Consider the following 25429-nt stretch of genomic DNA (forward strand, 5'->3'; position numbering starts at 1 on the left):
GCCGCGCGTTTTCGCTCAGGAGGAAAAGCCCGCAGCCCGCATGGGTACTGGGCTACCCTCGGTTCACCCCTTGAACGGCTGCTTCCAGGCGTTCGCGTAGGCGATCTCGCCCATCGCCGAACGCGTGCGCTCCGCCTTTTCGCGATCGCGCAGCACAGGCTCCAGCTTCTCGGCTTCGCCGTAGTGGCCGATCGAGATCATCGACAGCGGCTCCACGTCGTTCGGGAGCGCGAATTCCTTGCGGAACGCCTGCACGTCGAAACCGCTCATCTGGTGCGCGGCGAGACCCAGCGCATGCGCCTGGAGCACGAGCGACATCGCCGCCGCGCCCGCATCATATTGCGCCGTGCGATTCACTTCACCCTTCGCGTTGAGCGTATGCGCCGTCACAGCGATCAGCACCGACGCTGGCGCGTTCCACTGCTGGTTGAACGGCACGAGCGTCGCGAACGCGCGCTTGAACGCGATTTCGTCGGCGCTACGGTCGAACACGATAAAGCGCCACGGCTGCAGGTTGTAGCCCGAGGGCGCCCAGCGCGCCGCCTCGATCACTGCGTGCAGCGCCTCGCGGCTCACCGGCTCGCTCGAATAGGCGCGCGGGCTCCAGCGGCCGGCGATGAGTTCGTGAATGGGCACGGCTGTCGGTGCGGGTTTGTGCTTCGTCATGCCTTGTGTGTCCTTGGGGTGGCGGGCGGCGTGCCCGGGGGTCACTAGAATAACCGCACCGCGTGAAATACGCTCAAACGCAAGGGGCGACGCTCATGCGTCGCCCGTCGGGTGCGCCGAAGTGCGAACCGGCGCTTTGAAGTCGCGGTGCGCGAGCGCGTCGTCAGGCTGGCTGCACACCCACGGTGCGCGGCCCGCGGTTGATGCGCAGCACGAGGAACGACGCCACGAGACACAGGCCGCCCGAAATCATCGACGCCACCGTGTAGGTGCCGAGGCTCGCGCGCAACAAGCCCGCGCCGAGCGCCGCGAATGCCGCGCCAAGCTGATGCCCCGCCACGACCCAGCCGAACACGATCGGCGCGCGCTCTTTGCCGAAGACGTCGGTGGCAAGGCGTACCGTAGGCGGCACGGTCGCGATCCAGTCGAGCCCGTAGAACACCGCGAAAATCGGCAACCCGAAGAAGTCGATGCCGAACGCGTGCGGCAGATAGATCAACGAAAGTCCGCGCAGCCCGTAGTACCAGAACAGCAGCACGCGGCTGTTGAAGCGGTCCGAGAGCCAGCCCGAAAGCGTCGTGCCAAACAGGTCGAAAATGCCCATCGTGGCGAGCAGCGAGGCGCCCTGCACTTCGGTCATGCCGTAGTCGCCGCACATGGCAATGAGGTGCGTGCCCACATAGCCGTTCGTGCTCGCACCGCAAATGAAGAAGCTGAAGAAGAGCAGCCAGAAGTCGCGCGTGCGGCTCGCCGAGAAGAGCGCGTCGAACGCGATCTTCAGCGGATTCTGATGCGGCGCGGGCGGCGCGACGGGCGTGCTCTCATCCTCGCCGAACGGACGCAGATTCACGCTCGCGGGCCGCTCGGGGAGCAGGAACAGCACGAGGGGCAGCACCGCGGCGGCGGCCACCGCGACCACGAGCACCACCGACTGCCAGCCGTGCTTCTCCACGATCGCCGCGAGGAGCGGCAGGAACACGAGCTGGCCCGTGGCCGAACTCGCTGTGAGGATGCCCATGGCAAGCCCGCGGTGCGAGCTGAACCACCGCGTGACGACAGTGGCCGAGAGCGAAAGCGCCGCGACGCCCGTGGCGCCGCCCACCATCACGCCCCAGATCAGGATCATCTGCCACGGATGCGTCATCAGCGCGGAAAGCGCCACGCCCGCCGCCATCGTGCCGAGCGCCGCGAGCAGCGTGGGCCGCACGCCGAAGCGCTGCATGGCCGCCGCCGCGAACGGCCCCATCAGCCCATAGAGTGCGATGTTCACCGAGATGGCAAGCGAGATCGTCGCGCGGCTCCAGCCGAACTGATGCTCGAGCGGGACCATCATCACGCTCGGCGTCGCGCGCGTGCCGGCCGCCGCCAGCAGCACCAGAAACACCACTGCCACGACGAGCCACCCGTAGTGGAAACTCCCAGCTATTCGCCTCGCTGCCCAGTTCATTCGCGCTCCTGTCACGACGTGCCTGGCTTCGACACGCCGATGTTTTCGTTGATATGACCGCTAGCTGCGACGATTCGCCATCGCTCGATTGTTACCGATCGGTCACAAGTGTGTTGCGATAGTAGTTACCACTCGGTAACATGTCAAGCAATCACCTTGATCGCGAGATGCCCTCATGAAACACGAAGGCCACGACGCAGCGTCTACCACCTCTGCACGCCCGGCCCGCCCCCGTGCGCAGACGGCCGGGGCGCGCGCCCATGAGCACCTGCTGCGCGCCGCCGACGAGCTTTTCTACCGCGAGGGCGTGCGCGCGGTCGGCATCGAGGCGGTGGTCGAGCGTGCCGGCGTCAACAAGATGAGCCTGTACCGGCAGTTTTCGTCGAAGGACGATCTCGTCGTCGCCTACCTGCAGCGCTGCGACGTGCGCTTTTTCGAGCGCTTCGACGAAAGTCTCGCGAAGCATCCAGGCGAGCCTGCGAAGCAGTTGCTGCAGTATTTCGAGGACCTCGCGCGCCGCGCCTCGGCGCCGGACTATCGCGGCTGCCCGTTCGTGAACGTCGCGACCGAATTTCCCGACGCCACGCATCCCGCGCGGCGTAGTGTCGACAGCAACAAGACGAAGCTCATGGCGCGGCTCACCGCGCTCGCGCAGGAAGCAGGCGCCAACGATCCGGTTGCGCTTGCGGAGGAACTCGCGCTGCTCGTCGAAGGCGTCTATGCCGCAAGCCAGACCTACGGCCCCGGCTCCGGCGCGATTCTCGCGGCGCCGCGCATGGCAAAGCTGCTGATCGAGGCGGCATGTCCCCAGCGCTAGCCGCCCGTAAAATGACACGATGAACGAAACTGCTGCTCTGTCCCCCGACCACGCCGCCATTCTCGAAGCGACCCGCCACTGGCTTACGCGCGCCGTGATTGGCCTGAACCTCTGCCCGTTCGCAAAGAGCGTGCATGTGAAGAACCAGATTCGCTACGTGATCAGCGAGGCGAGCGATCTGGAAGGTGTCCTCACCGATCTCGAGCGCGAATTGCAAACGCTCGCTCAAGCAGACGCCGCGCAGATCGACACGACACTCCTGATCCTGCCTCACGCGCTCGCCGACTTCGCCGATTTCAACGACGCAACCTGGTTTGCCGAGCGCCTCGTGCAGCAGTTGCGGCTGGAAGGCACGCTGCAGGTCGCGAGCTTTCACCCGCAATACCAGTTCGAGGGCACCGGGCCCGACGACATCGAGAACTATACGAACCGCGCGCCGTATCCGATCCTGCATCTGCTGCGGGAGGCGAGCATCGAGCGCGCGGTCGAGGCATTCCCCGACGCCGCCGACATCTACGAACGCAACCAGGAAACGCTGCGCAAGCTCGGCTTCGAAGGTTGGCGCGACTGGATGAGCAAGCGCGACTGACGTCGCGCTGCGCACACGCTCAACTTTCGGTTGCCGCCTCTGAGGCCGCTTCGCCCTCGTCGGCGAAAAAGCGCTCGCGCAGGTCCGCCAGCCCGAAGGTGTCGAGAATCTCGCCCAGCCGCGCCGCCGGACGGCGACGCGGCAAATCCTTGTACTGGGCGATGATGAGTTCGTTCTTCATCGAATGTTCCCAGCCCACCAGTTCCGTCACGCTTACTTGATAGCCGTGCGCTTCGAGTTGCAGGCAGCGCAGCACGTTGGTGATCTGGCTCCCGAATTCGCGCGTATGCAGCGGATGGCGCCAGATTTCCGTGAGCGCCTGCCCGAGCGACTTGCCCTTATTGCGGCGCAGCACGCCCGCCACCTCGGCCTGGCAACACGGCACGACCACGATGTAGCGCGCGTGCTTCTTCAGTGCGAAGCGCAGGGCGTCGTCGGTGGCGGTGTCGCAGGCATGCAGTGCCGTCACGATGTCGACGGTCGCAGGCAGTTGCGGCGACGTGATCGAATCGGCGACCGAAAGGTTCAGGAACGACATCCCGCCAAAGCCCAGCCGTTTAGCCAGCTCCTGCGAGTGCTCCACGAGATCGTCGCGCGTTTCAATGCCATAAATGTGTGACCTGTCGCGCTGATCCTTGAAGAACAGGTCGTAGAGAATAAAGCCCAGATAGGACTTGCCCGCACCGTGATCGACGAGGGTCACGTCGCGGCCATCCTGTTTGAGGTCCTTGAGCAGCGGCTCGATGAACTGGAACAGGTGATAGACCTGCTTCAGCTTGCGGCGGCTGTCCTGGTTCATTTTGCCGTCGCGCGTCAGGATGTGGAGCTCTTTGAGGAGTTCGACAGACTGGTTCGGACGGACTTCGTAAGTCTTGCTGGACATCGGCGTGGTCAGATGAAAGGCGAGGTATGTCGCGATACGTGCGACAGGCGACAGAAGGGCTGCCGTATTTCTGTCATTTTACGAAAAAAGCTAGTTCAGGCTGCCGAACCCATAAGAGCAGCGAGTGTCGTAATAGCGTCCATGCACGAGGACCCACGTGCGGACAGGAGGGAGGGGTTGAGTAGAAGAGACACGAGGATTTTCGTCCCCGATGCCCAAAAAGGACCAAAACGTAGCGCGACCGGCCGGCAACGGATCGACAGGCGCGCATTGGGAGGTCGCACCGGCAGTGCCGGTTGCGATGAATCAGGCTGGCGCAGTCCTCGCTGCGCGAGGAGCGCACGACGCTGTTCGGCCTTGCATGGGGCATGCAATGAATACGATACCTGACGGAAACGCAGAGCAAAAATTCCAGGAACTGCTTACGAAACTCATCACGGTTCCCGACTGGACGGAAAAGCAGCAACTGGAGCTGGAAATGGCGCGCGACATCTCCGTGGAGATGCTGCGGGTCGCGGAAAGCATGCGCGATGGCCCTTCGGATCTCGAGACTTGCCTGATTCTGCTGAAGTACGCGAAAGTGCTCGATTTCGTGATGTCGGCGCTGGCGTCGCGCCGCGATATCAAGCCGCAAACGCTGCGCGTGATTTTCAAGCTGGCAGGCCTCAAGGTCGACGAGGCCTATCCAGGGTGAAGCCGATGTGACCTGGACGCACACGAGGCGCGGCGGCTACGCCGCCGACGCCGATGTTCAACATCGAAACGGGCCGTTTGCGGCCCGCACACTTCTTTTTTGCCAACGCTTTTCCCCGCCGCCCACTCACTCCGCGCGCGCCTTGAGGCGCCACAGCGAAGTCAGCTCGGCCGCGCGCGCACGATAGAGCGGATCGCTGGGATCCGAGGCTTTCGGGTGCCGCGGACGAATGTCCTCTCGGCCCACCACTTCGAGTCCGGCCTGCACGATCATTTCGACGAGCGATTCGCGCGTGCGCAGCCCGAGGTGCTCCGCGAAGTCGGACAGGATCAACCATCCCTCGCCGCCCGGCTCGAGATGATCCTTGAGACCGCCGAGAAAGCCGCGCAGCATGCGGCTCTCCGGATCGAACACGGCGTATTCGATAGGCGACGCGGGACGCGCCGGCACCCACGGCGGATTGCAGACGACGAGCGGCGCACGACCCGGCGGGAACAGATCTGCCTCGACGACGTCGACCTGCGCGGCATAGCCAAGGCGCTCAAGGTTCTCGTGCGCGCAGGCCAGCGCGCGGGCGTCCTGATCGGTCGCGACCACGCGCTTCACACCGCGCGAGGCAAGCACGGCGGCAAGCACGCCCGTGCCCGTGCCGATATCGAAGGCCTTTTCGAGCGACGGCAGCGCCGTGCGCGCAACGAGATCGACGTATTCGCCGCGCACCGGCGAGAACACACCGTAGTACGGATGAATGCGCGCCCCGTTCAGCGCCGCGATCTCGACGCCCTTCTTGCGCCATTCGTGCGCGCCAACGAGACCGAGAATTTCACGCAACGACACTGCAGAAGCTTCGCCATCGGGCTCGCCCCACGCCTCTTCGCACGCAAGCCGCACGTCGGGCGCGCGGCGCAGGTTGATGCCGTAATCGCCTTCGAGCGGAATCAGCACCATGGCGAGCGTGCGGGCGCGCTGTGCCTGCGCCTGGCGATGCAGATGGAACGCTTCGAGGGGTGAAGCAGGCGCTTTGGCAAGCGCACCCTTGCGGGGCTTGCGTTCCGCGCGGCGCGCCATCGCGAGCAGCAGCTGACGCGCGTTTTGATAGTCGCCGCGCCACAGCAGCGCGGTGCCTTCGCAGGCGAGACGGTACGCAGTATCCGCGGTCGTGCGATCGTCGGCCAGGACCACGCGTTTGGGCGCCGGCACACCAGCCTCGGAGCGCCAGCGCACCGTGCGCGGGCCTTCGGTGTCGGGCCAGGTGAGAGTGGGATGTTCGGTCATAGGTCGGATATTCGATGCGGCGGGCCGGTTCGCAGATTCGTTCCTGGCCCGCGGGTTGACGCCGCGAGGCGCCTCACGCGGCGCCATCATATAGCAGAGCAGCGCGGCACATTCCGCCGCAACGCCTTTGCAGGGATGATCGCTCAGACGGGCGGGCGCGTCGACTCGGCCAAACGGCGTAGGACGAAACGCACGCGAGCGGCAGTAAAATGTGCGCCGACCGCGCCTCGCCAGGCCGCGCTGACCCGCACGAGACCATGCCAGAAACCATCCAGCAGACACGCCGCGCGCGCAAACCGCGCACGCGCCGCGCCAGCGCCGGGGGTGGCCTCGACGAAGATTTTTACGCCGAACTGCTGCATATCGTCGGGCTGCGGGAGAGCGTTTCCGGCGCAGCGCGTACCGTCGCGCGACTCGCGCCGCACGCGCGATTGCGCGGCGCACTGATCGAACTCGCGCTAGCGCGTCTCGCGGCCCGCGAGCTAAAGAGCACAAGCGAGCAGCCGGACGCCGACCATTTCGAACTCGCGCTGCGGCTTTGCATCGCGTGGATCAGCCGCCTGTTTTTTCTCAAGGTGCTCGAAACGCGTCTGCTGACGCTCCATGGCGGCGATTCGCCCTACGCGTTTCTGAACGCGCGCCACATCCGCTCGTTCAGCGAACTCGACGCACTGTGCGACGCCGTGTTAGGCGTCGATGAAGTCGCGCCACCGGCTCGCTTCGCTCATCTCCCCCGCTTCGACGGTTCGCTTTTCGGGCCGCAAGACCTGGACCGAAGCCTGCTCGGCATGAGTGCGCTCGACGAGCGCGCCACGCTACCGCTTTTCTCAGCGACCGTGCTCACCGATGCGAGCGGCGAGCGGCACGTGCTTGCGTATCTGCTCGATTTTCTCGCCGCGTTCGACTTCTCCGCCGGTTTGGTCGCGCAAGCGCCAGCCGCGGCGAACCGGCGTTGCCTCGACGCATGGGCGCTCGGGCTCGTCTTCGAAAAGCTCAACGGCTACCGCGATGGCGCCTGGTACACACCAGGCAGCGTCGCGATGCAACTCGCCCGTCCCGCCGTGACGCATGCGGCACTGAATCGCTTGAATCGCGCCAAGGGCTGGCGCTGCACGAGCATCGATCAGCTATCCGAATTGATCGAAGACCGCGACGAAGCTCGGGCGATGCTGGACTCGCTGCGTATCTGTGATCCTGCCGTGGGCTCGGGGCATCTGCTCGTTTCAGCGCTCAACGAGTTGATCGCGCTAAAAGTGCGCCTTGGCTTGCTGACCGCGCGCGAGCGCGAAACCCTCAGCGCTTGCCGCATCGACGTCACTGCGGACCGGCTTTGCGTCACGCGCGCGAATGGCGAGCCGTTCACACGCGAGCGCGATGGCGAAGCCATCCGCAAGATTGAAGCAACGCTCTTTCGCGTCAAACGAGACATCGTTGAGCACTCGCTATTCGGCGTCGATATCAGTGCAGATTCGGTCGGCATGGCACGCTTGCGGCTGTGGATCGAACTGCTCGAACACGCGGATTTCACCGCTTCGCTGCCGAACCTCGAGACCAACCTCAAACAAGGCAACGCGACGCTCAGCCGTTTCGACTTCGATGTGCCCATTCGCGACAACGCGAAGCGAGTGGCGAACTATCGCGCGAACGCAGCAAGACTGCGGGCGACAAACACTCCCGCCGCAAGACGCGCAGAAGCGACTCGATTCGCCCAACTGCGCGACGCGTTGCACGACGCGCTCGCGAACAACCAGGCGGGAACGCCGCCCGAGGAAGCCACGGCGTTCGAATGGCGCATCGAGTTCGCCGACCTCCTCACCGACGAAGGCAACTTCGAGCGCTTCGACGCCGTCATTGCGAACCCGCCCTATATCGACTCCGAGCGCATGGTTAACCAGGGCCACCGCGCGCTGCGCAAGCGGCTAGCGCAGCGGTGGCCGAGCGCGAGGGGCAACTGGGACCTGTACATCGTGTTCATGGAGCTAGGCCTCGCGCTCCTCAGGCCAGGCGGCGCGATGGCGTATCTCACGCCCGACAAGTGGCTCTCGAAGCCCTTCGGCAACGCGCTGCGCGCACGGCATCTGGACAAAATCGAACGCATCGTCGGGCTCGGGCGCGACGTATTCGAACAGGCGCGTGTGGATTCGATCATCACGGTCTTTCGCGAGTCGGGCACGCCCGCCGTCACGACCGCGCGCATCGAGGGTGATACGCTCTGCGAGCTGGCGCAAACCGACAAACGTACGCTAGAGGCGCCCTGGCCGCTCGACGCACTGCTCTCGCCACACGCCGCGTTCGTGCAGCGGATCGGGCGCGCGCACCCCACGCTCGGCGACCTGCTGCCCTGCGAAAACGCGTGCGCGACGTCGGATGCCTACCGGCTCGCGCCCCTCGTCGAAGAGGCCGAAGAGCATCGCCTCGCAGTCCGTCACTACCGCGTGGTGAATACCGGCACGCTCGGCCGCTACGTCTCGCGCTGGGGCAGCAAGCCGATGACCTATCTCGGGCGACGCTACGACGCACCCGTGGTCGATCGCGAGCGCTTCGCTTCGACGTTCGCGAACGGCTACGGCGCGAAAGCCCCGGCGAAAAAGGTGATCGTGAAAGGGCTCACACGGCTCGACGCGACACTCGATCTCGCTGGCGACACCATCCCCGGCAAGACCACGCTGATCCTGCGCTCGGACGACGAAGACCTGCTGAAGTTCGCGGCGGCGCTCCTCAACTGCCCGCTCTCGGTTTTCCTGATCCGCGCGAAGTACGGTTCGTCGAGCTACAACGGCGGCGTGGCGTTCACGAGAGCGATGATCGACGCCTTGCCCGTGCCAGGCGGCGCTTCGGTGCGTGGCGAGATCGCCGACTGCGTGACCCGGTTGCTGCGCGCTCACCAGTCCGGATGCGGCGGCCCGGAAGCGGAAGACATTGCGCGCGAGATAGATCGTCGCCTCTATGCGTCATTTGGCCTGTCGGCGCGGGAAATCGAACTCGTGGAAGGCCGCGCCTCCCCGATTGCACGCGAAGCAAGCTGACCGGGCAGCGGCGCGACGGCGTCACGGCGAGTCGGCTAGTCTTGCTCATCCTCAAGCAGAGCAGACATCATGGAACGGCTACGATTCTTCAGTACAGCCGACGAGAGCAGCGTGCTGACGCTATCTATCGCCACGACGTTGGTGATCGCCCTCATCGGCATTCTGTTTGGCCTGATCTCCGGCTCGTTTTCCATTGTGTTCGACGGCGTTTATGCACTCGTCGACGCGAGCATGAGCGCGCTCGCGCTCGCCGTCGTGCGCCTCATCACGTCCTACGCTGTCAACGTCGACTTGCCGCGTAAATGGCGCGAGCGCTTCACCATGGGCTTCTGGCATCTCGAACCCATGGTGCTCGGCCTGAACAGCACGCTGCTCGTGGGCGTGGCCGTCTATGCGCTGATCAACGGCGTCACGAACCTGCTCGCCGGCGGCCACGAATTACACTTTGGCCCGGCCCTCGTCTACGCCGTGCTCACCGTGAGCGCTTGCGTTGCGATGGCGGTGTTCGAATCGCGCGCGAATCGTCGAATCCACTCGGACTTCCTGCGCCTCGACATCAAGTCGTGGATGATGTCCGCGGGCATCACGGCGGCGCTGCTGATCGCTTTCAGCGTCGGCTATGCGATTCAGGGAACGGCGTGGGAGCACCTCACGCCCTACGTCGACCCGGCGGCGCTCGTCGTGGTGTGCGCCGTGATCATTCCGATTCCGCTTGCGGAAATCCGCCAAGCCCTGCTGGACGTGCTGCTCGTCGCGCCCGCGGATCTCAAGCAGCATGTCGATGCCGTCGCGAAACGCTTCGTCGAGCGCTACGCCTTCGAGTATTACCGCGCCTATGTCGCGAAAGTGGGCCGTTCGCGCGAGATCGAACTGTATTTCGTCGTCCCGCCCGACATGCCGCCGAAACGCATCGCCGAATGGGATGCGATCCGCGACGAAATTGGGCGGGCCATAGGCGGCGACGAGTCGCACCGCTGGCTCACGATCATGTTCACGAGCGACCCGGAGTGGGCGGAATGAGGTGTTCGGCCCAGAGTGGACCCGAGGTTGACCCGGGGTCGACCCAGTGTGGGTCCAGAAAGCACAAAGGGTTACGTGAACTTCACGTAACCCTTTGTCTTGAATGTGGTGCCGGCTGCAGGACTCGAACCCGCCACCTGATGATTACAAATCAACTGCTCTACCAGATGAGCTAAGCCGGCGTAGCCCGCTATTCTACTTCATTTCACGATCTTGAGGTGACCCTTGCCGCCTTTGTTGCCGCCTTCGTCATCTTTGTCGGCAGCGCGCGACGCGACCGGCGCGAGCGGTGCAGCGGGCTCCTGCGCAGGCTCGTCGCGCACTTCGTGCGCCTCATGCGCTTCGGCTTCTTCGTGGTCCTCGGAGGACAGCACGTCGTCAGCGTCGCCCGGCGGCGACTCGACCGGGAACGCCATGCCCTGGCCATTCTCGCGCGCGTAGATCGCGAGGACGTTCGGCACAGGCACCTCGATCTTGTGCGACTTGCCCGAGAAGCGCGCGTGGAACTCGATCATCTCGTTGCCCATCTGCAACTGGCTCGTCGCCTCGAAGCTGATGTTCAGCACGATCTCGCCGTCACGCACGAACTGGCGCGGCACGCGCGTGTGGTTGTCGACCCGCACCGCGATATGCGGCGTGAAGCCGTTGTCGGTGCACCACTCGTACAGCGCGCGCAGCAGATACGGCTTGGTGGAAATCTCTTGCATCAACAATCCTTTCACGAGGCGGCACCCACACCCACGCTGTGCGCGCCGCCTCTGTTACCTGCAACCGCCAGGATACTGCTCAACTGCGTGCTCAACTGCGTGCTTAACGACGCATGACCTTTTCAGACGGCGTGAGCGCTTCGATATACGCCGGACGGCTGAAAATGCGCTCGGCGTACTTCATGAGCGGCGCGGCATTCTTCGACAGCTCGATGCCGTAATGGTCGAGGCGCCACAGCAGCGGCGCGATCGCGACGTCGAGCATCGAGAACTCTTCGCCCAGCATGTACTTGTTCTTCAGGAAGATCGGCGCGAGCTGCGTGAGGCGGTCGCGGATCGCGAGGCGCGCCTTCTCGTGATTCTTCTCGGCGGCCTTGCCCTTTTCGTTTTCGAGCGTGCTCACGTGCACGAACAGTTCCTTCTCGAAGTTGAGCAGGAACAGGCGCGCGCGGGCGCGCTGGACCGGGTCGGCCGGCATCAGCTGCGGATGCGGGAAGCGCTCGTCGATGTACTCGTTGATGATGTTCGATTCGTACAGAATCAGGTCGCGCTCGACCAGAATCGGCACCTGACCGTACGGATTCATCACGGCGATGTCTTCCGGTTTATTGAACAGGTCGACGTCACGGATTTCGAAGTCCATGCCCTTTTCGAACAACACCAGCCGGCAACGCTGGGAGAACGGGCAGGTAGTGCCGGAGTACAGAACCATCATGATTTACATTTCCTCAATAAACCCAAAAGGCCAGCGGGCGAAAAAACCGTCTGACGGTCCCTGAACCGTCAGACGGCATCTCGTCGCACCAGCCCCACGTCGGTCAGGACGTGCCTATTTGATATCTTTCCAGTACGCGGCGTTCAATCGCCACGCGAAAAAGCTCAAGACGCCGAGGAACAGGAGCACCCACACGCCAAGCTGCCTGCGGGTTTTCTGCTCGGGTTCGGCCATCCAGCCGAGGTACGCCACCAGGTCGGCCACGTCGGCATCATAATCCACCGGCGAGAGCGTTCCGGGCGTGACCTGCTGGAACCCGGCAAAGCGACGGATTTTTTCCCCGGTTTCCTCGTCCGTTGTGTCCTCGAACTTCGCCGTGCGTATGCCCTGCAACTGCCACAGCACGTGCGGCATGCTCACGTTTTCGAACACCAGATTGTTCCAGCCGGTCGGCCGCGTGTCGTCGCGGTAGAAGCTGCGCAGGTACGTGTACAGCCAGTCGCGCCCTTTCGCCCGCGCTTCCACGGAGAGGTCCGGCGGCGCCACGCCGAACCACGACTTCGCGTCGTCCGGGCGCATCGCGATGGACATCGTGTTGCCGACCTTGTCGGTCGTAAACAACAGATTATCTTCGATTTGCTTCTGCGGAATGCCGAGATCCTGCAATCGGCTGTAGCGCATCAAGTTCGCACTATGGCAATTCAGGCAATAGTTTACAAACAATTTGGCACCGTGCTGCAGCGAAGCAAGATTTTCGCCGTTATCGGGTGCGCGGTCGAGCGGAATGTTTTCCTGCGCCGCCGCCGATCCGACCCCGAATGCACATGAGAGCGCCAGCGCAGCCAAGCCGGCCCGGACGCTCACCTTCGCGAGCGCCGAAAAAAGAGATTTTCTCGTCATATCTTCCTCGCTCGTCAATTAATGGGGCTTGAACCGCACGCGTTCGGGCGGCTGCCTGAACGTGCCAAGCGGCGTCCAGAACGGCATGCCGAGGAAGAAGGCGAAATAGACGAGCGCGCAGATCTGGGCAATCAGCGTGGCCGCCGGCGATGGCGGTTTCGTGCCGAGGAACGCGAGTGTCAGGAACGCAAGCACGAAGATGCCGAGAAACACCTTGTGGAACAGCGGCCGGTACCGGATCGACTTCACCGGCGAGCGATCGAGCCACGGCAGGAAGAACAGCGAGATCACCGCCGTGCCCATTACCACCACGCCCCAGAACTTCGACTCGGTGAAGTACATGGCGAGGACCACGAGCACCGCCAGCACCGGCAGCCCGGCGCGCCATTTGCCGCGGGCGCGCAGGAGCGCGAGCAAGCCGAGCAGCGCGATCACGATCATCAGCACGATCTTGAACGGGTCGGTGGTGGCGCGCAGCATCGCGTAGAACGCGGTGAAGTACCACACCGGCGCGATCTCAGGCGGTGTTTGCAGCGAGTTGGCCGGGACGAAGTTGTTCGCTTCGAGGAAGTAGCCGCCCATTTCCGGCGCGAAGAACACGATTGCCGCGAAGATCATCAGGAAGATGCACACGCCCATGAAGTCGTGCACCGAGTAGTACGGATGGAACGGAATGCCGTCGAGCGGCACGCCGTTCGCATCCTTCTTCTCCTTGATCTCGATCCCATCCGGGTTGTTCGAGCCCACTTCGTGCAGCGCGATGATGTGGCAGATCACGAGCCCGACCAGCACCAGCGGAATGGCGATCACGTGGAACGCGAAAAAGCGGTTGAGCGTGACGTCGGACACTACGTAGTCGCCGCGAATCCACAGCGAGAGATCCGGGCCGATGAAGGGAATCGCCGAGAACAGGTTCACGATCACCTGCGCGCCCCAGAACGACATCTGGCCCCACGGCAGCAGGTAGCCGAAGAACGCCTCGGCCATCAGGCACAGGAAGATCGCGCAGCCGAAGATCCACACGAGTTCGCGCGGCTTGCGGTACGAGCCGTAAAGAAGCCCGCGGAACATGTGCAGATACACGACCACGAAGAACATCGACGCGCCCGTGGAGTGCATGTAGCGGATGAGCCAGCCCCACGGCACCTCGCGCATGATGTACTCGACCGACGCGAACGCGAGCGTCGCATCGGGCTTGTAGTTCATGGTGAGGAAAATGCCGGTGACGATCTGGTTCACCAGCACGAGCAGCGCGAGCGAGCCAAAGAAGTACCAGAAGTTGAAGTTCTTCGGCGCGTAATACTCGGAAGCGTGCGCGCGCCAGCTCGCGGTCATCGGAAAGCGCTTGTCGATCCAGCCCTGCAGGCCGGCCGTCTCCCCCACATCCTTTTCGGTTCCCGTCGCCATCACGCTTCTCCTTTTTCGTCCTTGCCGATCACGATCTGCGTCGGAGACGCGAACATGTAGCGGGGAATGTCGAGGTTTTGCGGCGCCGGCTTGTTCTTGAACACGCGGCCGGAGAGGTCGTAGGTGGAGCCGTGGCACGGGCACAGGAAGCCGCCCGGCCAACTGTCGGGCAGGTTGGCTTGCGGGCCCTCCTGGAAGCGCGGCGTCGGCGTGCAGCCTAAGTGGGTGCAGACGGCCACGGCCACGAGAATGTTTTGATGCTCGGCGCGTGAGCGGAACTCGTTCATGCAGTACTCCGGCATCGGCATAGAGAACGGATGCTCGGAGTTCGGGTCGGCCAGATCAGGATCGGCCTTCTTCACGTCGGCCATCATGCGATCCGTGCGGTACAGGATCCACACGGGCTTGCCGCGCCAGGCCACGGTCATCATCGAGCCGGGCTGAAGATTCGATATGTCGGCTTCGACCGGCGCGCCGGCGGCGCGGGCTTTTTCGGATGGTGCAAAGGAACCTACGAAGGGTACGACAGTGGCCACGCCTCCAATGCCACCTGCTACGGACGTCGCAATCAGCCAGGTTCGGCGGCTGCCGTCGACGCGGTCATTCTCGTTGTCTCGCATCACATCGCCCCACTTCTGAGTTGGATTTTTCCGTCACGCCAGCTTACCCGCGGTGCTGCCGAACGCTAGTTTGCTCGAATGGAGTTGGCATTTACAAGGGGCGTTCTCCAAAAAGCTTCGGAAGTCCTTGATATCTCGGGGTTTTCCCGCAGAAAAGAGGGCCACTTTCTTTTCAGTTTGTAAATGCCCTACGAATAAAACGATGCTGCACCACGACAATTTTCGCAAAGCGAACGCCAAAAGTCCCCACTGGGAAACCCGCTCAAACGGGATTGTCGACGTCGATGAAAAGATGCTCGATGTTGAAGGCTTCCGAGAGATGCGCGCCCACCGCCTGCACGCCGAAGCGCTCGGTTGCGTGGTGGCCCGCCGCGAGGAACGCCACTCCGCTTTCCGCCGACGTGTGCGTGGTCTGCTCGGAGATCTCGCCGGTGAGGAAGACGTCGGCGCCGGCGTCGATCGCGGCGTCGAAGAGACTTTGCGCCGCGCCTGTGCACCAGGCCACGCGGCGCAACTGCCAGTCGGGGTCGCCAAGCACGAGCGGCGTGCGGCCGAGCGTCTGCTCGACCTCGGCGGTAAAGTGCGCGAGCGTGATCGGCATGGGCAGCGTGGCCATCCAGCCAAGATCCTGCTCGCCGAAGCGTTGTTCGCCGATCCAGCCGAATCTGGCGCCCAACTGCGCGTTATTGCCCAGCTCGGGATGGTTGTCGAGCGGCAGATGGTAGGCGAACAGGTTGATATCGTTCGCGAGCAACGTCTTCAGGCGCCGGTACTTGCGGCCCGTAATCTGCGGCGCTTCGTTCTTCCAGAAGTAGCCGTGGTGCACGAGCACGGCGTCGGCGCCCCACTCGAGCGCGGCTTCGAGGAAGGCAAGTGAAGCGGTCACACCCGTGGCGATCTTCTCCACGCGACGCCGCCCTTCGACCTGCAGACCATTGGGGCAGTAGTCCTTGAACCGCGCGGATTCCAGAAGATTGTTCAGATACAATTCCAGTTCGATCCGATCCATATAATCCTCTAATCTTCAGATGCTTAGACGCTTTTGGCTGTTCTTCGCCCAGGCGGTGACGGTCCTGCTGGCGTTGATGTTCATCATCGCCACGCTCAAACCGCAGTGGCTGCAGCACCAGGGGCAGTTCGGCAAGCAGCTCGCCGAGCCGATCGTCGCACTGCGGGAGGTGGCGCCAGGCATCGGTGGAGGCGCCGCCCAAGGCTCTTATGCGGACGCCGCCCAGAAGGCCATGCCCGCGGTCGTCAACGTGTTCTCCAGCAAGGATGGGTCGCTGCCGCCCGATCCCCGCCAGAACGACCCGCTATTTCGCTACTTCTTCGGCGATCGCAACAAAAACCAGAAGCAGCACGAGCAACCTGCCGCCAACCTCGGTTCGGGCGTCATTGTCAGTCCGGACGGTTACATTCTAACGAACCAGCACGTGATCGACGGCGCGGACCAGATCGAAATCGCGCTTTCCGACGGCCGCACGACCAACGCGAAGGTGATCGGCATCGATCCGGAAACCGATCTCGCGGTGCTCAAGATCAACCTGCCGAACCTGCCCACCATCACGCTCGGCCGCATGGACCAGACACGCGTGGGCGACGTTGTGCTCGCCATCGGCAACCCGTTCGGCGTGGGACAAACGGTCACGATGGGCATCATCAGCGCGTTGGGCCGCAATCACCTCGGCATCAACACGTTCGAAAACTTCATTCAGACCGACGCGCCGATCAACCCGGGCAACTCGGGCGGCGCGCTCGTCGACGTGAACGGCAACCTGCTCGGCATCAACACGGCCATCTACTCACGCTCGGGTGGCTCACTCGGCATCGGCTTCGCGATTCCCGTTTCCACGGCGCGCAGCGTGCTGGAGAGCATCATCACCTCAGGCTCGGTCACGCGCGGCTGGATCGGCGTCGAACCACAGGACGTGACGCCCGAGATCGCCGACTCCTTCGGGCTGAAAGAGAAGTCGGGCGCGATCGTCGCGGGCGTGCTGCAGGGCGGCCCCGCCGACAAGGCCGGCATCAAGCCGGGCGACGTCCTCACCTCGGTGAACGGTGAGGCCATCACGGACACCACACGCCTTCTGAACGTGATCGCGCAGATCAAACCGGGCACCGACGCGAAGATCCACCTCGTGCGCAAGAACAAGGACATGGATCTCGACGTGCTGATCGGCAAGCGCCCGCCGCCGCCGAAGCAGCCGGCTCAGGAAGACGGCGAAGGCGACGACGACGGAGGCTGATCCGTCGCGCCCCCGCATCCAGAAAGCGAAAAGGCCGCGAACCCAAGTTCGCGGCCTTTTATTTTCCTGCGCTCAACCAGCGAGGTCAGCTTGCGGCTTGACTCTCGTCCACGGATTTCTTCTCTCCAGTACCGACGAAGATACGCGCCGCAATAATGCCAAGCTCGTACAGGATGATGAGCGGCAACGCGAGAATGAGCTGCGAGAACACGTCCGGCGGCGTCACGACGGCCGCGACAATGAACGCGCCGACGATCACGTAGGGCCGGATCTGCTTGAGCTTCTTCACGGTGACGATGCCCATGCGAACGAGCAACACGACGATGATCGGCACCTCGAAGGTCACACCGAACGCGATGAACATGGTGAGCACGAAGCTCAGGTAATTGTCGATATCGGTCGTCATCTCCGCGCCGAGCGGCGCGTTGTAGTGCGCCATCACGCGGAAGATGGTCGGGAACACCACGAAATACGCGAACGCCATGCCGCAGAGGAAGAGCGTGTAGCTGCTCGCCACGAGCGGCACGACGAGCTTCTTTTCGTGCTGGTAAAGACCGGGAGCGACGAACGCCCAGATCTGGTAGAGCACGATCGGCAGCGCGATCACGAAGGCCACGAGCATCGTGACCTTCATGGGCACGAAGAACGAGCCGGTCACGTCGGTGACGATCATCTTGCCGTCGCGCGGCAGGTTCTGCATGAGCGGACGCGCAAGCAGACGGAATATGTCGGGCGCCCAGTACACGAGCCCGATGAACACGACGATCACGGCAAGGCCTGCGCGAATGATGCGGTCGCGCAGTTCGACGAGATGGGAAATGAAGGTCTCTTCGGAGCCTTCTTCCAGTTTTTGCTGGGGGTCGCTCACACCGGCCCTCTGTTGGAAATGGTCGTGCGCAAAGGCGGATCCGCGTCAGAAGAAGCGCGTGGGCCGGCGCAAGCTCGCCGGCGTGTGCTGTGCCACGCGCGCAGCGCCGGATTGCACCCGCGTGCGGCGCAGCGTAGCGCGTTTGTACCAGACAGGCGCGGCGCTTCGCTTCACGCGCCAGTTCTTGCGCTTCGCACCGCTCGCGCCCGCGTTGCCGGAGCGCCAGCCCGACTGCGTCGCGGCGCCATTCACCAGGTTGGCGGCAGCGCCTTCCGCGCTGGCAGGATCCGCGCCGCCCGCGATGCTCGGCGACACCGACGTGCCCGCGTTCCACGCGTCGTTCAACTCGGTTTCATGCTTGCGCAGGTTGTCCTGAACGTTCTTTTCGACGTTCTGCGCCGCCTCCTCGAACTCGGTCTTCATGCGGCGCAGCTCGTCGAGTTCGATCTCGCGCGTGACTTCCGCCTTGACGTCGTTGATATAACGCTGCGCGCGCCCGAACAGCGCGCCCGCCGTGCGTGCGACACGCGGTAGCCGCTCCGGTCCGAGAACGACCAGCGCGACGACGCCGATCAGCGCCATCTTGGTTAAACCGAGATCGAGCATGAATGGAGTATTCCGTCAGCCTTGGCTGCCTTATTGGTCACGAGCTGGATTTGAGCTGGAAAACGACTGGCGGCGAAATAAGGCCGCCACGCGTTTTAGCGGTAGTCGTTCGAGCGCTGCGTCTTGTCCTTGGCTTCGACGTCGACTGCGCCGCCATTGGCCGGGAGCTCGCGCTTTTGCGTGTCGGCGCCGGCGCCTTCGTTCTCGCGCATGCCTTCCTTGAAACCCTTCACCGCACCGCCCAGATCGCTACCGATATTGCGCAGCTTCTTGGTGCCGAAGACAAGCGCAACGATCAACAAGACGATCAGCCAGTGCCAAATGCTCAACGAACCCATGATTGACTCTCTCCTTAACCCCGCCGCCACGCGAACTGCGCGACGCGATAAATTGTGCCTGTTTGATGTTGCATCGACGTGGCGTGCGAACCTTTAGCAAGACACCTGGTTGGACCCACGCCATTCGTCATTTATACCGATTTTCACCGCCGCCGGCACTCAGCCCATGCGGTGCCACGGACGCGGCCCGGCCAGCAAATGCGCGTGCAGATGGTAGACCTCCTGCCCGCCGCCCGGCCCCGTATTCACCACCGTGCGAAACCCGGTTTCGCCGCCCGTGTACGAGACGCCCAGTTCCTTGGCGAGCCTCGCGACCAACACAAACATTCTACCAAGCAGCGGTGCGTCGTTTTCACCGCAATCGGCAAGGGTGGAAATATGCTGGCGCGGAATGACGAGGACGTGTGTTTCTGCTGCAGGCCGGATGTCGCGGAAGGCGACGAACTCGTCGTCTTCGTACACCCGCGCGCTGGGAATATGGCCATCGGCGATCTTGCAGAAGAGACAGGTGCTGCGGTCGTGACTCATGGTGCTCCTGGTGAGCAAAGCCGCACATGCACCCGGATGCCCTCAAAACCAGGCGCGCGGGTTGTGCAGCGGCTTGTTGTCGTACAAGTACAGCCAGCCTTTGATGATACGGTACAACGTCCAGATTGCGACAGCCCACAAAATTGGAATGCCGACCAGCACGAAGATGAGCACGCCGCCGATCAGATGGCCGGCGAGGCCAAGCCAGAACGTGCGGATTTGCCAGGTGAAGTGCTGCTCGTAGGGCGTGCCGAGCGCTTCGTCGCGCTTGAGGTAATTGAGGATGATGGCCACCAGCACAGAAATGCCGCCGGTGAGCCAGTACACCGCGTAGAGCGCGTACAGCACGTGCGTGAACGTGCGCAGGCTGCGCAAACGGTCCGCGTCTACGCCGTTGCGGTACGAAGGGGGCGGATAGTCGCCAGACGTGGACATGTCGTTCATCTCCTGTCGATCCAGAGTTGGCGCTTTAGCGCTTACTCTGGTCCCATGCAAAGCTGTCGATCCAGAGTTGGCGCTTTAGCGCTTACTCTGGTCCCATGCAAAGCTGTCGATCCGGAGTTAGGGCTTTAGCCCTTACTCCGGTCCCATGCAAAGCTGTCGATCCAGAGTTGGCGCTTTAGCCCTTGCTCCGGTCCCATGCAAAGCCATCGTTCTGTAATGGTTGGCGCCAGCCTCAGTCGCCGTTTTCTTCGCGCTCGCGGCTCTTGCGCAGCGCCTTCTCTTCAAGACCCGAAAGACCTTCGCGGCGCTCCAGTTCCGCGAGCACGTCGGCGGGACTCAGATCAAAGTGCGAGAGCGTGACGAGGCAGTGGAACCACAGATCGGCCATCTCGCCGACCAGCGCCTTCGGTGCACCGCCCTGGCGCACATCCTTCGCGGCCAACACGACTTCCGTCGCTTCTTCGCCGACCTTCTTGAGCACCGCGTCGTCGCCCTTGTGAAAAAGGCGCGCGACGTAGGAGGCGTCCGGATCGCCGCCCTTGCGGCTGTCGATCACCGCTGCGAGGCGCAGCAGGGTGTCGTTGGTGTTCAGTTGCGTCATTTGTAGATGTGTTCGGGGTCTTTCAGCACAGGGTCGACGGCGACCCAGCGGCCTTCGTCGACGGTGCCTTCGAATTGCTGGAAAAAGCACGAGTGGCGGCCCGTGTGGCACGCGATGCCCGAGACCTGCTCGATCTTGAGCAGCACGACGTCTTCGTCGCAGTCGAGGCGGATGTCGCTCACGTGCTGCACGTGGCCCGACTCCTCGCCCTTGAACCACAGTCGCTGGCGCGAGCGCGAGAAATACACGGCGCGGCGCAGTTCCACCGTCCTGGCAAGCGCTTCGCGGTTCATCCACGCGAACATCAGCACGTCGCCGGTGGTGGCTTCCTGTGCGATCACCGGCACGAGGCCGTTGGCGTCCCAGTTGACCTTGTCGAGCCAGTTGGCGTTGGCGAGGTCGTTGGTTTGTGCGTTGCTCATCGCGTCACATCCTCACCGAAATGCCCTGGTCGGCCATGAAGCGCTTGGCCTCGCCCACCGTGTGCTCGCCGTAGTGGAAGATGCTCGCCGCCAGTACGGCGTCGGCGCGACCCTTGACGATGCCGTCCGCGAGGTCCTGCAGGCCGCCCACGCCGCCCGAGGCGATCACGGGAATCGGCACCGCGTCAGACACCGCGCTCGTGAGGGCGAGGTCGAAGCCGCTCTTCGTGCCATCGCGGTCCATGCTCGTGAGCAGGATTTCGCCCGCGCCCAGTTCGGCCATCTTGCGCGCCCATTCCACGGCGTCGATGCCGGTGGCCTTGCGGCCGCCATGTGTGAACACTTCCCAGCGCGCGGGTTCGCCCAGCGCGGACGTGCCGGATACACGTTTGGCGTCGATGGCGACGACGATGCACTGCGAGCCATATTTGTCGGCAGAATCGCGCACGAGTTGCGGATTGGCGACGGCCGACGAGTTCATGCTGACCTTGTCCGCTCCGGCGTTGAGCAGGCGCCGCACGTCCGCCACGGCACGCACGCCGCCGCCCACGGTAAGCGGAATGAAGACCTGCGAAGCCACCGCCTCGATGATCGGCAGGATCAGGTCGCGCTGGTCGGAGGTCGCGGTAATGTCGAGGAACGTGAGTTCGTCGGCGCCCTGGTCGTCGTAGCGGCGGGCGATTTCGACGGGGTCGCCCGCGTCGCGCAGTTCGACGAAATTGACGCCCTTCACGACGCGCCCGGCGGTCACGTCGAGGCAGGGGATGATGCGTTTGGGTAGAGCCATGATCTTGCCGAAGTAGCCAGTCGGTGTGTGTGCGGCGAGCGCCGTTCGCGAGAAGGCCGCTGGCCCCGGGTTCGGGGGTAGCGCGCAGCCCATTGTCGCGCGCTTTGCGGCTTGCCTTGCGCCCCCAGGCGAAATTATCCCGCGCGAGCGCCAGTCCCCATGGAGATGGCGGCGCAGCGCCAAAAACAAAAGGCCTCCCGTTACGGAGGCCGACGTTCGACGCCTTACGCGTCGTCCGATTCGCGCAGGCTGTCTGCGCGCGTTTGCGCGGCGGCGAAATCGAGATCGCCCGAATAGATCGCGCGGCCGCAAATCACGCCTTCCACGCCTTCGTCCTCGACTTCGCACAGTGCGTCGATGTCGCCGAGGTTGGAAAGTCCGCCGCTCGCGATGATCGGAATCTTCACCGCGCGCGCGAGGCGCACCGTCGCTTCGATGTTGATGCCCTGAAGCATGCCGTCACGGCCAATGTCGGTGTAGATGATCGACTCGACGCCGTAGTCCTCGAACTTGCGCGCGAGGTCCACGACTTCGTGGCCCGTGAGCTTGCTCCAGCCGTCGGTCGCGACCTTGCCGTCCTTCGCATCGAGGCCGACGATGATATGGCCCCCGAATGCCGTGCACGCTTCCTGAAGGAAGCCCGGATTCTTAACGGCGGCGGTGCCGATGATCACATAGGACAGGCCGTCGTCGAGATAACGCTCGATGGTGTCGAGGTCGCGGATGCCGCCGCCAAGCTGCACGGGGATCTCGTCGCCGACTTCGCGGATGATCTCGCGAATCGCGTCTTCGTTCTTCGGCTTGCCGGCGAACGCGCCGTTCAGGTCGACGAGGTGCAGGCGCCGCGCGCCGCGCTCGACCCAGTGTCGGGCCATAGCCGCCGGTTCCTCGGAGAAAATCGTCGCCTGGTCCATATCGCCTTGTTTGAGGCGCACGCAGTGACCGTCTTTGAGATCGATGGCCGGAATCAGCAGCATAGCTTCGGGTGTGTCTGGGAATGGGGTTGAAGTCTGCAGCGCCGACGGAAAAAAGGCCCGATCCGACGCCGTTTCGCTAGTTTAGTACAACTCTTTCGGCGGCCTTGCTGACGCAAATCGTATGCCGCTGCGCTCGTGCGCAAAGATGGCTGCGAGCGTCAGCGCCGCAGGAATCAGGGGTTCCAGTGGACGAAGTTGCGATAGACGCGCAAGCCCGCAGCGGCGCTCTTTTCTGGGTGGAATTGGGTGGCAAAGATGTTATCCCGCGCCACTGCCGAGGTAAAGGCCGCGCCGTACGGCGTTTCGCCCACGGTGTGCGCCGCATCCGCCGGAACTACATAGTAGCTGTGCACGAAGTAAAAGAAGCTTTCGTCGGGCACGCCGTCCCACAGGGCGTGCGCGCGCGCCTGGCGCACGCGGTTCCAGCCCATTTGCGGAACCTTGAAGCGCGAGCCGTCGTCCTGCAACTGGCCTTCCAGATCGAAGCGCACGACTTTGCCGGGCAGCAGGCCCAGGCCCTTCGTGTCGCCCTCCGCACTCCAGTCGAACAGCATTTGCTCGCCCACGCACACGCCCATGAGCGGCTTCGTGCGCGAGGCTTCGAGCACGGCGTCCTGCAGGCCCGACTCCGCCAGGCTGCGCATGCAGTCGGGCATCGCGCCCTGGCCCGGCAGCACCACGCGGTCGGCCGCGCGGATCGCTTCGGGACGCTCGACGATAGCCACATCGGCTTCCGGTGCAGCCTGCCTCAGCGCCTGGGCCACCGAACGCAGGTTGCCCATCCCATAATCCACAATCGCAATTGAAGTTTTCATCTCGAATCCGGCCTGCTCGCCAGGCCCTACCCTTGGCTGTGTGGGCGCCTGTGCGCCGCAATGTGCCCTGATCTGCCTTCGAAACCGTCAATGTACGCCAGTCGGCGCGCGCAAGCCCATAAGCCGAACGGCTAATGTGGCGTGCACCCTGCATGCTCGCGACGGCCCCGGCGCGGCGGGCTCGAAGTCCTGCTCCGGCACGCGAGCGCACCGCCCGCGCCGAGCGGCTCGCCTTCTGGTCGGTGAAAGGCGTCGCTTAGAGGCTGCCCTTCGTCGACGGAATCTTGCCCGCCTGACGTTCGTCCAGTTCGGCGGCCTGGCGCAGCGCGCGGCCAAATGCCTTGAACACGGTTTCCATCTGATGGTGCGCGTTGAGTCCGCGCAGATTGTCGATATGCAGCGTCACGCCCGCGTGGTTCACGAAGCCGCGGAAGAATTCGATCGACAGGTCGACGTCGAACGTGCCGATGCGCGCGCGCGTGAACGGCACATGGAATTCGAGTCCCGGACGGCCCGAAAAGTCGATCACGACGCGAGAGAGCGCTTCGTCGAGCGGCACATAGGCGTGGCCGTAGCGGCGAATGCCCTTCTTGTCGCCGATGGCCTGCGCCACCGCCTGGCCGAGCGTGATGCCGACGTCTTCCACCGTATGGTGGTCGTCGATATGCGTGTCGCCATGCGCCTCGACCTCCAGATCGATCAGACCGTGTCGTGCGATCTGGTCGAGCATATGGTCGAGAAACGGCACGCCGGTCGCGAGCCTTTGCTCACCGGTGCCGTCCAGATTGAGTTTCACGCGGATTTGCGTTTCGCTGGTGTTGCGAACGACTTGCGCGACGCGCATGGCAATATCCTTCAAACAGCCCGTAACAGGAGAGTGGGAGAACGAAGCTTCGGCTTAACGGAGCACGAGCTTCAGGGCAGCGAGCAATTGCGCGTTTTCGTCGGGGGTGCCAACGGTCAGGCGCACACAGTTCGCAAGCAATGGGTGCATTTTACCCACGTTTTTGATCAGAATCCGGGCAGACAGCAGCGTGTCAAAAACCGCCGCCGCGTCGGGCACGCGCACGAGCAGGAAATTTCCCGCGCTTTCGAACACCTCGGCACCCGGCAGCTTCGCCACTTCGGCCGCGAGCGTTGCACGCTGCGCGCGCAGTTGCGCGGCCTGCGCGTCGAGCACATCGACATGGTCGAGCAGCAGATCCGCGGCCGCCTGCGTGAGGACGTTCACGTTATACGGCGGACGCACCTTGTCGAACTCGTTGAGCCACGTCGGACGCCCGGCCAGATAGCCGAGGCGTATGCCTGCGAGACCAAGTTTCGACATCGTGCGCATCACGACCACGTTGTCGAACTCGCCCACGCGCGGCATCCAGCTTTGCATCGCGAACGGCTGGTAGGCCTCGTCGATCACAACGAGGCTTTTCGCCGCCGCCGCGGCCGCGATCACGCGCTCGATGTCGGCGTCGTCGAACAGCGTGCCCGTGGGGTTGTTCGGGTACGCCAGCCAGATCACGGCCGGCTTGTGCTCCGCGATGGCGGCGAGCGTCGCCTCGAGGTCGAGCGTGAAGTCGGCCTTGAGCGGCACGCCGACGAACTCCACCTGCGCGAACTTCGCCGACATCGCATACATGACGAAGCCCGGCACCGGCGCGAGCACCTTCGCGCCGGGCTTCGCGCACGCCATGGTGACCATGCTGATGATCTCGTCCGAGCCGTTGCCGAGCAGGATGTCGCAGTCGGCCGGCACGCGCATGACCTGCTTGAGCTTCGCGATAAGCGCTTCGGGGCGCGGCGCGGGATAGCGGTTGAGCGCGACTGCCGCAAGGCGTTCACCCAGTTGGGCGGCCAGCTCGGCGGGCAGTGCAAACGGGTTTTCCATGGCATCGAGCTTCACGAAACCGGAAGCGTCGGGCACGGGGTAACTCGTCATCGCGAGCACGTCGCGACGGATGATGTCTTGTGGTGTCGTCATGTCGAAAGGCGGCTCGCGAAAAACGAAGGCCGCCAGCACGGGCAGCTCGGCGAGCC

Annotated in this window: 28 protein-coding genes and 1 tRNA gene; 6 read left to right on the forward strand and 23 right to left on the reverse strand. The window is 63.7% G+C overall.

Annotated features, from left to right (window positions below):
* Positions 1-63 precede the first annotated feature (63 nt).
* Positions 64-666 carry a nitroreductase family protein gene (locus L0U83_RS12525; protein ID WP_233883041.1) on the reverse strand — a complete coding sequence of 201 codons (603 nt, stop codon included), beginning with the start codon at positions 664-666 and terminating at the stop codon, positions 64-66.
* Positions 667-829: 163 nt separating this feature from the next.
* The gene (locus L0U83_RS12530; protein ID WP_233883043.1) at positions 830-2113 is read right to left on the reverse strand and encodes an MFS transporter; all 1284 of its coding nucleotides are present in this window, start codon (positions 2111-2113) and stop codon (positions 830-832) included.
* 175 nt (positions 2114-2288) lie between these two features.
* On the opposite strand from L0U83_RS12530, the gene L0U83_RS12535 reads away from it, so the two are divergent.
* On the forward strand, positions 2289-2930 hold the full coding sequence (locus L0U83_RS12535) for a TetR/AcrR family transcriptional regulator (RefSeq protein ID WP_233883045.1): 642 nt from the start codon (positions 2289-2291) through the stop codon (positions 2928-2930).
* A gap of 19 nt (positions 2931-2949) precedes the next feature.
* The gene (locus L0U83_RS12540) at positions 2950-3519 is read left to right on the forward strand and encodes a DUF1415 domain-containing protein (RefSeq protein ID WP_233883046.1); all 570 of its coding nucleotides are present in this window, start codon (positions 2950-2952) and stop codon (positions 3517-3519) included.
* Between the two features lie 19 nt (positions 3520-3538).
* Here the strand turns inward: L0U83_RS12540 and L0U83_RS12545 are convergent, their stop codons facing one another.
* Positions 3539-4402, reverse strand: coding sequence for a class I SAM-dependent methyltransferase (locus L0U83_RS12545; protein WP_233883047.1), 864 nt, complete (start codon positions 4400-4402; stop codon positions 3539-3541).
* 373 nt (positions 4403-4775) lie between these two features.
* Here L0U83_RS12545 and L0U83_RS12550 point away from each other — a divergent pair, with 373 nt between their 5' ends.
* Positions 4776-5096 (forward strand): type II toxin-antitoxin system HicA family toxin, encoded by a 321-nt coding sequence (locus L0U83_RS12550; RefSeq protein WP_233883048.1) that lies wholly within the window; start codon positions 4776-4778, stop codon positions 5094-5096.
* A gap of 126 nt (positions 5097-5222) precedes the next feature.
* Here the strand turns inward: L0U83_RS12550 and L0U83_RS12555 are convergent, their stop codons facing one another.
* Positions 5223-6371: a methyltransferase gene (locus tag L0U83_RS12555; RefSeq protein ID WP_233883049.1), complete on the reverse strand. Its 1149-nt coding sequence runs from the start codon at positions 6369-6371 to the stop codon at positions 5223-5225.
* A gap of 257 nt (positions 6372-6628) precedes the next feature.
* On the opposite strand from L0U83_RS12555, the gene L0U83_RS12560 reads away from it, so the two are divergent.
* The gene (locus tag L0U83_RS12560) at positions 6629-9397 is read left to right on the forward strand and encodes a type IIG restriction enzyme/methyltransferase (protein ID WP_233883050.1); all 2769 of its coding nucleotides are present in this window, start codon (positions 6629-6631) and stop codon (positions 9395-9397) included.
* Between the two features lie 69 nt (positions 9398-9466).
* The gene (locus L0U83_RS12565) at positions 9467-10417 is read left to right on the forward strand and encodes a cation diffusion facilitator family transporter (RefSeq protein WP_233883051.1); all 951 of its coding nucleotides are present in this window, start codon (positions 9467-9469) and stop codon (positions 10415-10417) included.
* A 106-nt stretch (positions 10418-10523) separates the two neighbouring features.
* Here L0U83_RS12565 and L0U83_RS12570 read toward each other — a convergent pair.
* The 7 genes from L0U83_RS12570 to L0U83_RS12600 all read right to left on the reverse strand — a co-directional run bounded on the left by L0U83_RS12570 (position 10524) and on the right by L0U83_RS12600 (position 15775).
* Positions 10524-10599: transfer RNA gene (locus L0U83_RS12570), tRNA-Thr, on the reverse strand.
* A gap of 18 nt (positions 10600-10617) precedes the next feature.
* Complete coding sequence (locus L0U83_RS12575) at positions 10618-11124, reverse strand: ClpXP protease specificity-enhancing factor (RefSeq protein ID WP_233883052.1); 507 nt, start codon at positions 11122-11124, stop codon at positions 10618-10620.
* 103 nt (positions 11125-11227) lie between these two features.
* Positions 11228-11839, reverse strand: coding sequence for a glutathione S-transferase N-terminal domain-containing protein (locus L0U83_RS12580; RefSeq protein WP_027797364.1), 612 nt, complete (start codon positions 11837-11839; stop codon positions 11228-11230).
* Between the two features lie 114 nt (positions 11840-11953).
* Positions 11954-12739: a cytochrome c1 gene (locus L0U83_RS12585; protein ID WP_373321051.1), complete on the reverse strand. Its 786-nt coding sequence runs from the start codon at positions 12737-12739 to the stop codon at positions 11954-11956.
* An 18-nt stretch (positions 12740-12757) separates the two neighbouring features.
* Positions 12758-14146: a cytochrome b gene (locus tag L0U83_RS12590; protein WP_233883054.1), complete on the reverse strand. Its 1389-nt coding sequence runs from the start codon at positions 14144-14146 to the stop codon at positions 12758-12760.
* Entirely contained in the window at positions 14146-14766 is a 621-nt protein-coding gene (petA, locus tag L0U83_RS12595; RefSeq protein ID WP_233883056.1) for a ubiquinol-cytochrome c reductase iron-sulfur subunit, read from the reverse strand. The genes L0U83_RS12590 and petA overlap by 1 nt, the downstream gene beginning before the upstream one ends.
* 262 nt (positions 14767-15028) lie before the next feature.
* Positions 15029-15775: a Nif3-like dinuclear metal center hexameric protein gene (locus tag L0U83_RS12600; RefSeq protein ID WP_233883058.1), complete on the reverse strand. Its 747-nt coding sequence runs from the start codon at positions 15773-15775 to the stop codon at positions 15029-15031.
* A 19-nt stretch (positions 15776-15794) separates the two neighbouring features.
* On the opposite strand from L0U83_RS12600, the gene L0U83_RS12605 reads away from it, so the two are divergent.
* Positions 15795-17012, forward strand: coding sequence for a Do family serine endopeptidase (locus tag L0U83_RS12605; protein ID WP_233883059.1), 1218 nt, complete (start codon positions 15795-15797; stop codon positions 17010-17012).
* An 85-nt stretch (positions 17013-17097) separates the two neighbouring features.
* On the opposite strand, the gene tatC is transcribed toward L0U83_RS12605, so the two are convergent.
* The 12 genes from tatC to hisC form a co-directional block, all read right to left on the reverse strand.
* A complete protein-coding gene (gene tatC, locus L0U83_RS12610) occupies positions 17098-17880 on the reverse strand; it encodes a twin-arginine translocase subunit TatC (RefSeq protein ID WP_233883060.1) in 783 nt (260 codons plus the stop codon).
* 45 nt (positions 17881-17925) lie between these two features.
* Positions 17926-18486, reverse strand: a complete 561-nt coding sequence (gene tatB, locus L0U83_RS12615; RefSeq protein WP_233883062.1) for a Sec-independent protein translocase protein TatB — start codon at positions 18484-18486, stop codon at positions 17926-17928.
* Positions 18487-18581: 95 nt separating this feature from the next.
* On the reverse strand, positions 18582-18824 hold the full coding sequence (tatA, locus tag L0U83_RS12620; protein ID WP_233883064.1) for a Sec-independent protein translocase subunit TatA: 243 nt from the start codon (positions 18822-18824) through the stop codon (positions 18582-18584).
* A gap of 159 nt (positions 18825-18983) precedes the next feature.
* Positions 18984-19352, reverse strand: coding sequence for a histidine triad nucleotide-binding protein (locus L0U83_RS12625; protein WP_233883067.1), 369 nt, complete (start codon positions 19350-19352; stop codon positions 18984-18986).
* A gap of 42 nt (positions 19353-19394) precedes the next feature.
* On the reverse strand, positions 19395-19787 hold the full coding sequence (locus tag L0U83_RS12630) for a DUF4870 family protein (RefSeq protein WP_028206579.1): 393 nt from the start codon (positions 19785-19787) through the stop codon (positions 19395-19397).
* A 241-nt stretch (positions 19788-20028) separates the two neighbouring features.
* The gene (locus L0U83_RS12635) at positions 20029-20397 is read right to left on the reverse strand and encodes a phosphoribosyl-ATP diphosphatase (RefSeq protein ID WP_110388464.1); all 369 of its coding nucleotides are present in this window, start codon (positions 20395-20397) and stop codon (positions 20029-20031) included.
* Positions 20394-20819: a phosphoribosyl-AMP cyclohydrolase gene (gene hisI, locus L0U83_RS12640; RefSeq protein ID WP_233883069.1), complete on the reverse strand. Its 426-nt coding sequence runs from the start codon at positions 20817-20819 to the stop codon at positions 20394-20396. The genes L0U83_RS12635 and hisI overlap by 4 nt, the downstream gene beginning before the upstream one ends.
* Positions 20820-20823: 4 nt before the next feature.
* Entirely contained in the window at positions 20824-21606 is a 783-nt protein-coding gene (gene hisF / locus L0U83_RS12645; protein WP_233883070.1) for an imidazole glycerol phosphate synthase subunit HisF, read from the reverse strand.
* Positions 21607-21830: 224 nt separating this feature from the next.
* Positions 21831-22583 carry a 1-(5-phosphoribosyl)-5-[(5-phosphoribosylamino)methylideneamino]imidazole-4-carboxamide isomerase gene (hisA, locus tag L0U83_RS12650; protein WP_069268257.1) on the reverse strand — a complete coding sequence of 251 codons (753 nt, stop codon included), beginning with the start codon at positions 22581-22583 and terminating at the stop codon, positions 21831-21833.
* 173 nt (positions 22584-22756) lie between these two features.
* Positions 22757-23398: an imidazole glycerol phosphate synthase subunit HisH gene (gene hisH, locus L0U83_RS12655; protein WP_158758746.1), complete on the reverse strand. Its 642-nt coding sequence runs from the start codon at positions 23396-23398 to the stop codon at positions 22757-22759.
* A gap of 256 nt (positions 23399-23654) precedes the next feature.
* Positions 23655-24242 (reverse strand): imidazoleglycerol-phosphate dehydratase HisB, encoded by a 588-nt coding sequence (gene hisB, locus L0U83_RS12660; protein ID WP_233883071.1) that lies wholly within the window; start codon positions 24240-24242, stop codon positions 23655-23657.
* 54 nt (positions 24243-24296) lie between these two features.
* A complete protein-coding gene (gene hisC, locus L0U83_RS12665; RefSeq protein WP_233883072.1) occupies positions 24297-25373 on the reverse strand; it encodes a histidinol-phosphate transaminase in 1077 nt (358 codons plus the stop codon).
* Positions 25374-25429: the final 56 nt, after the last annotated feature.

The organism is Paraburkholderia flagellata (assembly GCF_021390645.1).
Taxonomy (GTDB): Bacteria; Pseudomonadota; Gammaproteobacteria; order Burkholderiales; family Burkholderiaceae; genus Paraburkholderia; species Paraburkholderia flagellata.